At 50.8% G+C, this 6,461-nt stretch carries 7 protein-coding genes and 2 pseudogenes; 3 read left to right on the top strand and 6 right to left on the bottom strand.

Features of this window, described 5'->3' with window-relative positions; translation table 11 throughout:
- Nucleotides 1-223, top strand: a pseudogene (locus tag PPOP_RS24405) (hypothetical protein); the annotation flags it as partial.
- 394 nt (nt 224-617) lie between these two features.
- Here PPOP_RS24405 and PPOP_RS13815 read toward each other — a convergent pair.
- Complete coding sequence (locus tag PPOP_RS13815; RefSeq protein WP_006287117.1) at nt 618-893, bottom strand: hypothetical protein; 276 nt, start codon at nt 891-893, stop codon at nt 618-620.
- A 140-nt stretch (nt 894-1,033) separates the two neighbouring features.
- Between PPOP_RS13815 and PPOP_RS13810 the strand changes: the two genes are divergently transcribed.
- Nucleotides 1,034-1,603 (top strand): IS4 family transposase, encoded by a 570-nt coding sequence (locus PPOP_RS13810; protein ID WP_006287116.1) that lies wholly within the window; start codon nt 1,034-1,036, stop codon nt 1,601-1,603.
- Between the two features lie 23 nt (nt 1,604-1,626).
- On the opposite strand, the pseudogene PPOP_RS13805 reads toward PPOP_RS13810, so the two are convergent.
- The 3 genes and pseudogenes from PPOP_RS13805 to PPOP_RS13795 all read right to left on the bottom strand — a co-directional run.
- A pseudogene (locus tag PPOP_RS13805) lies at nt 1,627-1,880 on the bottom strand (IS3 family transposase); the annotation flags it as partial.
- 144 nt (nt 1,881-2,024) lie between these two features.
- Entirely contained in the window at nt 2,025-2,867 is an 843-nt protein-coding gene (locus PPOP_RS13800) for a TrmH family RNA methyltransferase (protein WP_042228918.1), read from the bottom strand.
- 2 nt (nt 2,868-2,869) lie between these two features.
- Nucleotides 2,870-3,532, bottom strand: coding sequence for a potassium channel family protein (locus PPOP_RS13795; RefSeq protein ID WP_042228917.1), 663 nt, complete (start codon nt 3,530-3,532; stop codon nt 2,870-2,872).
- A 199-nt stretch (nt 3,533-3,731) separates the two neighbouring features.
- Between PPOP_RS13795 and sspI the strand changes: the two genes are divergently transcribed.
- Entirely contained in the window at nt 3,732-3,962 is a 231-nt protein-coding gene (sspI, locus tag PPOP_RS13790; RefSeq protein ID WP_006287111.1) for a small acid-soluble spore protein SspI, read from the top strand.
- Nucleotides 3,963-4,059: 97 nt separating this feature from the next.
- Here sspI and PPOP_RS13785 read toward each other — a convergent pair whose 3' ends face one another.
- Nucleotides 4,060-5,646 (bottom strand): peptide chain release factor 3, encoded by a 1,587-nt coding sequence (locus tag PPOP_RS13785; protein ID WP_006287110.1) that lies wholly within the window; start codon nt 5,644-5,646, stop codon nt 4,060-4,062.
- Between the two features lie 299 nt (nt 5,647-5,945).
- Nucleotides 5,946-6,401 carry a hypothetical protein gene (locus PPOP_RS13780; RefSeq protein ID WP_006287109.1) on the bottom strand — a complete coding sequence of 152 codons (456 nt, stop codon included), beginning with the start codon at nt 6,399-6,401 and terminating at the stop codon, nt 5,946-5,948.
- Nucleotides 6,402-6,461: the final 60 nt, after the last annotated feature.

Here is a 6,461-nt window from a genome sequence, read left to right as displayed (position 1 = left end):
TACGCCCTGTTCGCCTTCCGAGTACGGGAGGACGTTCTACACTTCAACTGCGGATAACCCGCGCCTTTTTCCGCGCACCCGCCGCGACAGCAAGGAATGGAGAAAGCGTTATGCGCTGCGAACCGGCGTAGAACGCTGTATCAAGCGCCAGAAAGTCGATTACAAACTGGAAGCGTCGCGCGGGCGCAGAGTTCCCGCCACTGGAACATTCGCGTGTACTTGATCGCCATGTGCCAGCATGCCGACGCATGGCTGGAAGAAGCCAGGAAACAAAAACAACAGATGTCCGTTGATAAGTGGCTAAAAGACCTGACAGCCGCTTAATCCCATACGGTTCACATCGCATTTTTTTTAAAATGCCCGGGTTTTGGGTTCTTCGGCATACACATTTTTGAAAACAGCTTTCATCTGTGCCATTTCATCGGCGCTTCTGCTTCATTCACCCCTCATTTCGATTCAGAATGCTTGCTTTATTCCGAGCCTCTATATAGAATGCCATGTAAACATGATAAACGGATATGATGAGAAAAAGATACGAAATACGCGATGATGAATGGGAGAAAATAAAAGAACAACTTCTCTACCAATTTAATCCATGCGTTTGTCGATGATGTCAGCTACGCTTTTGCTAATAACAAAACCAAAATAATTATGAAAAATGAAATAATTAAAAGAGAATTCCTATGACTGGCTTTAAGTTTATTTTTTGAAATGAATTGGCGATGAATTACAAATAAAAAAATTATATCTGCCAAAAAAAGAAGAAGCATCAACATGATATCTCCCTTAATTTTTTCAATTATTTTTTTTTCTAAAAAATTAAGAGTACATAACCCAATAAATAAAAAAACTACATTTCTAAGAAACTTAATAACAAAAATAAAAATTTTCATCAAGCGACTCCCCTAAAAGCTTTATATTGTCACCCCTGTTGATTATCCAATAAATCACAAAAAATCAATCATAGCAAACAGGCCGCCTTTTTCTGTAAAATCGATTGCACCACACAACACGATTTGAAAGAGGCGACCTCATGAAAAAGTCTACCATGTTCCAGTCATTACTTCAATTCATACTTACGAAAGAAGAAGTTATGCAATTAACCGAACTGGTAGGATATCATGAGTCAGCCCGTAAGTTCACTGTCTACACCCTGCTGCAATACTGGACACAAGCTGCCTTTGAACAATGGGATGGCTTTCGAGACGGGGCTGACCGCGCCGTTGCTTGCGGTCTAACTCAAGCCGATTATTCGACTTTTTCAAAGAAAGCTAAGGTTGTTCCTTTTGAGTTGTTCAAAAGGTCATTTCATCTTGTGCTTCAAAAATGCAATCGGCGGGCTAAACGTCAATTGAAGCTTCCCAAAGAATTATTGCATATCGGTTCAACTACGGTCACCGTGGGTAAGACCCGTCTGCCTTGGGCTCCGTTCCATGGAGAACGAGCTGGGATTAAGCTTCACGTTGCCTTGCACGCTGCCAGTGGTCAGCCGCAGAACGTGATTGAGACAGTTGGCTCCCGCCATGACGGTCCTGTTGGTGAGGAACTTGCGGATTCGCATATATTCTCGTGCAAGATCACGCATACGGAAACACGTTTGTGATTAATCTTCTGCTCCATTCGAAGCAGTGACTCTACCCAAGCAATGACTACTTCAGGTGACACCTCCTTTCCAACTCCTTGTACTTTTTTAGAACCTCTAGTTGCTGCTTTAGAAAACGATTCTCTGCCTTCACTTTTTCAAGTTCTGATATATAATCTGGGCCTTTTCCGTAGCTATATTGCTTACCTACTGTCTGCTCCAGACGATGGAGTTCACCTTCCCGATACCATTTCATCCAGAATTTAACTTCCACCGGGTAGCTCACTCTAGTTGCCAACGCAAAAACACCTCCAAGATTGTTCCCTTATCTTACGATATAAGGATGTTCCTCTTGAAGGTGTTTTGATTTGTCTCACGTTATGGGGTCAGTCCCTTGTTTGGACACTAATTTTTATTCAGGGACAGTTACTTAGGATCGTGGTCAGGAATTATTGTTGTTCGAAAAATACCGCTGCCGCATCGCCTCGTAGAGAAGTACGGTCGTCGCCATGGCAACATTCAGCGATTCGGCTTGGCCGCGCATCGGGATAATCAAGGTGTCGTCGACGAGAGCTTGTACGGCTGGGGATACGCCTTGGCCCTCATTGCCGACGACCAGCCAGAGCGGCTGCTGGTAATCGTAGCCGTAGCAGGAATGCGAAGCCTGTAGACTCGTGCTGGCCAGCCGCATCCCGTGAGCCTTCGCTTCGGGGAGCAAGGATAATAGATCGGCTTCGACGACTGGGAGATGGAAGAGTGATCCCATCGTCGAGCGCACCGTCTTGGCGTTGTACACGTCCACTGTGCCTTTGCCGAGAACAACCCCCGTCGCCCCGACAGCATCGGCCGAGCGGATAATCGTTCCCAGATTGCCGGGATCCTGCACCCCGTCTACCGCCACCACGAGCGCCAGATCCGCATTGAAGAGAGCATCCGGCTCGAGAGTAGGCTTGCGAACGACTGCGATGACCGGCTGCGGGGCCTCCGTCTCGCTCAGCTTGCGAATTATGGCATCCGTGACGCCGATCCATTCCGGCTGCTTGCCGCCTGCTGCCGCGGTTCGCGGCGCATTCGCGTACGGGATCAGCTCCGCAGGGACATCATGCGCTACCTCGTACAGGACGGCCTCTACCGGGGCGCCGGAGGCAAGCGCCTCCTGCACGAGATGGATGCCTTCTACGAGGAAGCATCCTTCCTGCTTGCGACCTTTGCGTTCCCGCAGGGACGCCCATCGCTTGATGCGAGGATTATGTACGGAAGTAATCGTTTCAGTACGTCTCATCATGATTAGGCATACACGAGTTCCAGGTTTTTCAGATGATTATTCTGCCCCACGATAACCAAAATATCCCCATCCTTGATCCGATCCTCCGCATACGGCGATATATTGGTCTTGCCGTTGTTCTTGATCGCCATGACGTTGCAGCCGAAGCGAGCGCGGATATCCAACTCTTTCAAGTTCTTGCCTATCATAAGCGAGGAAGCCCGCATCTCTACAATGGAATGGTCCTCCGACAGCTCGATATAGTCCAAAATATTTGGGGAAATCAAATGATGCGCCACCCTTGCTCCCATATCCCTCTCCGGAAAGACCACTTTATCGGCACCGATTTTGTTCAATACTTTACCGTGTAATTCATTCTGCGCCTTGACAACAATCATCGGCACGCCCAGATCCTTCAAAATCAGCGTCGTCAGAATGCTGGACTGAATATCTTGTCCGATCGCCACGACGACGACATCGAAGTTGCGAATGCCGAGGGCGCGAAGCGCGTCTTCATCTGTCGAGTCTGCCGATACGGCATGCGTGACGATATTCACGACTTCCTGTATCTTCTGCTCACTGGAATCGATGGCCAGCACCTCGAAATTCATGTTGCTCAAATATTTAGCGACGCTGGAGCCGAATCGCCCCATGCCAATAATCGCAAATTGCTTTTTAGCCGTCATACTATCACCTTCCCCATCCATCCGACACTACTTATTCTATCTCAATTATACCACGCCCATCCAGTGAGACGAAAGAATACTTCCGTCTCGGCCCGTATGAGGATCATTCAATTGGGGAACGTTATACGCGAAGTGCCGATTCGCCGTCTGTCAGTCAATAGAACGATACCGGCAACGTGAAGGAAGGAGGAAACAGCCGATGGCCGTCACGCTTAACTTACGTCAGGCGATTGTACAGAAAGTGTCCAATAAGCCGGAAAAAGATGTCATTGACATGATCGAAGGCTCAATCGATTATGATGAGCGGGCGCTTCCCGGTCTTGGCGTTCTGTTCGAATTAATCTGGAAGCAAAGCGACAGCGAGCTTCGTCAGCAGATGGTGGATACACTGCAGCACAAGCTGCATCAAGACGAACAGCTGCGCGCCTGATGAAGGTAAAAACGCGAATCTGCTGGATCAACAGAACCCCCTCATCATCAATACATGAGGGGGTTCGCTTATGATGACCGCGTGGAGTATCAATAAGTTATGGCGCAGTCTCCAAGAAATTCAATTCCGGCAGTTTGTCCATGGCAGTGCGCATTGCATATTCATTTTCGAACAAAGCGACGAAGTTGCCGGACTTATCTTTGACGAGCTGCGAATTGATGCGGAATTTGGACGGATCAATGTTCAGCCCCGTCACCCAGCGCGCGAATTGGTACGGCAGCCTCATCAACTGCACCTCAACCCCGTACTCTCCCTTCATCCGGTATTCGAACACCTCGAACTGTAGCTGGCCAACGACGCCGAGTATCGTCTCTTCGAAGACGCTCGCGGAATGGAACACCTGAATCGTTCCTTCCTCGGTCAGTTGGTCGACGCCCTTCTGGTACTGTTTATGCTTAAGTGCGTTTTTGACCGTGACACGAGCAAAAATCTCCGGGGAGAAGACGGGAAGCTCGTCGAACGTGACGGCCCCTCCCTGGGTCAAGCTGTCCCCGATGCGGAAGATTCCCGGATCGAACAGCCCGACAATATCGCCCGGATAAGCCTCCGATACGATATCCCGGTCTTGGGCCAGGAATTGCTGCGGCTGGGATAGCTTGATATCTTTGCCGACGCGCACATGCTTGACGCTCATGCCCCGCTCGAACTTCCCGGAGCAGATGCGCAGGAACGCAATCCGGTCGCGGTGAGCCGGGTTCATATTCGCCTGAATCTTGAACACGTAGCCCGTGAACTTCTCATTCGTCGGCTCGATCGGGCCTTCCGTCGATTGACGCGAAGTCGGCTTCGGGGCCAATTGCAGGAAGTTCTCGAGGAAGGTCTGCATGCCGAAGTTATTGATCGCGCTGCCGAAAAAGACCGGCGTCAGCTCGCCCCGCTTCACTTTCTCCTCATCGAATTCGTCTCCGGCTACGTCTAGCAGCTCTAAATCCTCGCACAGCTGATCATGCAGATGCTCTCCCGCGATATCCCGGATCACCGGATCGCGGTAATCGTCCACCTTCTGCACCTGGATAACGGAATGATCGTCGCCCTGGAACAGTTCCACCTGCTTCTTCATGCGGTCGTACACGCCGCAGAGCTGACGTCCCATGCCGATCGGCCAATTCATCGGCACCGATCGGATGCCCAGCACCTGCTCAATCTCTTCCATCAGCTCGAACGGATTCCGGCCTTCACGGTCCAGCTTGTTAATGAACGTGAAGATCGGGATACCCCGCTTCGCGCAGACCTGGAACAGCTTGATCGTCTGGTTCTCGACGCCCTTCGCCACGTCAATCAGCATGACCGCGCTATCGGCGGCCGTCAACGTCCGGTACGTGTCCTCACTGAAGTCTTGGTGGCCCGGGGTATCAAGGATATTCACCCGATGGCCGTTATAGTCGAACTGCATGACGGACGACGTAACCGAGATGCCGCGCTGCTTCTCGATTTCCATCCAGTCGCTCGTCGCATGCTTGCTCGCTTTGCGGGCTTTGACGGTTCCCGCGAGGCGGATCGCTCCCCCGAACAAGAGCAGCTTCTCCGTCAAGGTCGTCTTCCCAGCGTCCGGGTGGGAGATGATCGCGAAGGTGCGCCGCTTCTCCACTTCTTGTTGTAATTCTTCGGATAACGATTTACTCATTAGACATAGCCCTCTCATCTAAAATCACGTATTCGTTATTGTATCATAAAACAGGGCCGCCCATAAATGGACAATGCCCACATCTTTTGCGATCATGGCAAAAATATTTTCATGGAGCGCCAAAGATAACATTTTCCCGCACTCCATATTCAAATATTGATTTGAATGTCATAATGAGATTGTCCGCTCGCGGACCGGCCCGCCTACAGATAGCACAAGCTGCCTGCATCTCCCTCTGCGGAGACACAGGCGGCTTGTTCGCTTTCTCTCCATATCTTCTCTATCCTTCGCTATGCCTCCTAACTGCTGCCCATTCGGCGCACAGCCAGCGTAACCGTCCGCTTCGGCCCGGAAGCTTCAGCCTCTTCGAGGATGATCCAGTTCGCGGCGAGCGCGAAGTGGAGCGCATCCAGGTCAGCTTCAGACAGCGTCAGCCCGGTATATTTCCCTTCGCCCTGGATGAAATCGACGCCTTCCGCGATACCAAAGCGCATTTCCAGCCATATTCTCAATCCGTTCATCGTATTGAACGTCATGCGGTAGCCTTTCGTGACCGCTTGTTCCAACGATTCGCCATGCTCGGCGGCATAGGTCAGAAAACCATCGTACGAATACCCTGCCTCGTTCACCTGCGTCAGCTCGCTGACGTCGCCGGAGCGAATGATGCGCAGCAGTTGAACGTCCGTATATCCTTTGCGCCGAGCGCGTTCCAACAAAATCGCTGTATTTTGCGATAACCGTGCCTCGTTCCCCATCGTTCTTGCCTCCTTGTCGATGCGGCCGCGAAGCGACCTGTCCCATCGTCTCTTCTATCC

The organism is Paenibacillus popilliae ATCC 14706 (genome assembly GCF_000315235.1).
GTDB lineage: Bacteria > Bacillota > Bacilli > Paenibacillales > Paenibacillaceae > Paenibacillus_B > Paenibacillus_B popilliae.
The sequence above is the reverse complement of the archived record's forward strand: the minus strand, read 5'-3'. Positions and strand labels throughout refer to the sequence as shown.

What these genes read in the sequence shown, in the direction of transcription:
- PPOP_RS13785 (WP_006287110.1), bottom strand. Translation starts at nt 5,646, where the DNA reads ATGAGTAAATCGTTATCCGAAGAATTACAACAAGAAGTGGAGAAGCGG.
- PPOP_RS13795 (WP_042228917.1), bottom strand. Translation starts at nt 3,532, where the DNA reads ATGACGGCTAAAAAGCAATTTGCGATTATTGGCATGGGGCGATTCGGC.
- PPOP_RS13815 (WP_006287117.1), bottom strand. Translation starts at nt 893, where the DNA reads ATGAAAATTTTTATTTTTGTTATTAAGTTTCTTAGAAATGTAGTTTTT.
- sspI (WP_006287111.1), top strand. Translation starts at nt 3,732, where the DNA reads ATGGCCGTCACGCTTAACTTACGTCAGGCGATTGTACAGAAAGTGTCC.
- PPOP_RS13810 (WP_006287116.1), top strand. Translation starts at nt 1,034, where the DNA reads ATGAAAAAGTCTACCATGTTCCAGTCATTACTTCAATTCATACTTACG.
- PPOP_RS13780 (WP_006287109.1), bottom strand. Translation starts at nt 6,401, where the DNA reads ATGGGGAACGAGGCACGGTTATCGCAAAATACAGCGATTTTGTTGGAA.
- PPOP_RS13800 (WP_042228918.1), bottom strand. Translation starts at nt 2,867, where the DNA reads ATGATGAGACGTACTGAAACGATTACTTCCGTACATAATCCTCGCATC.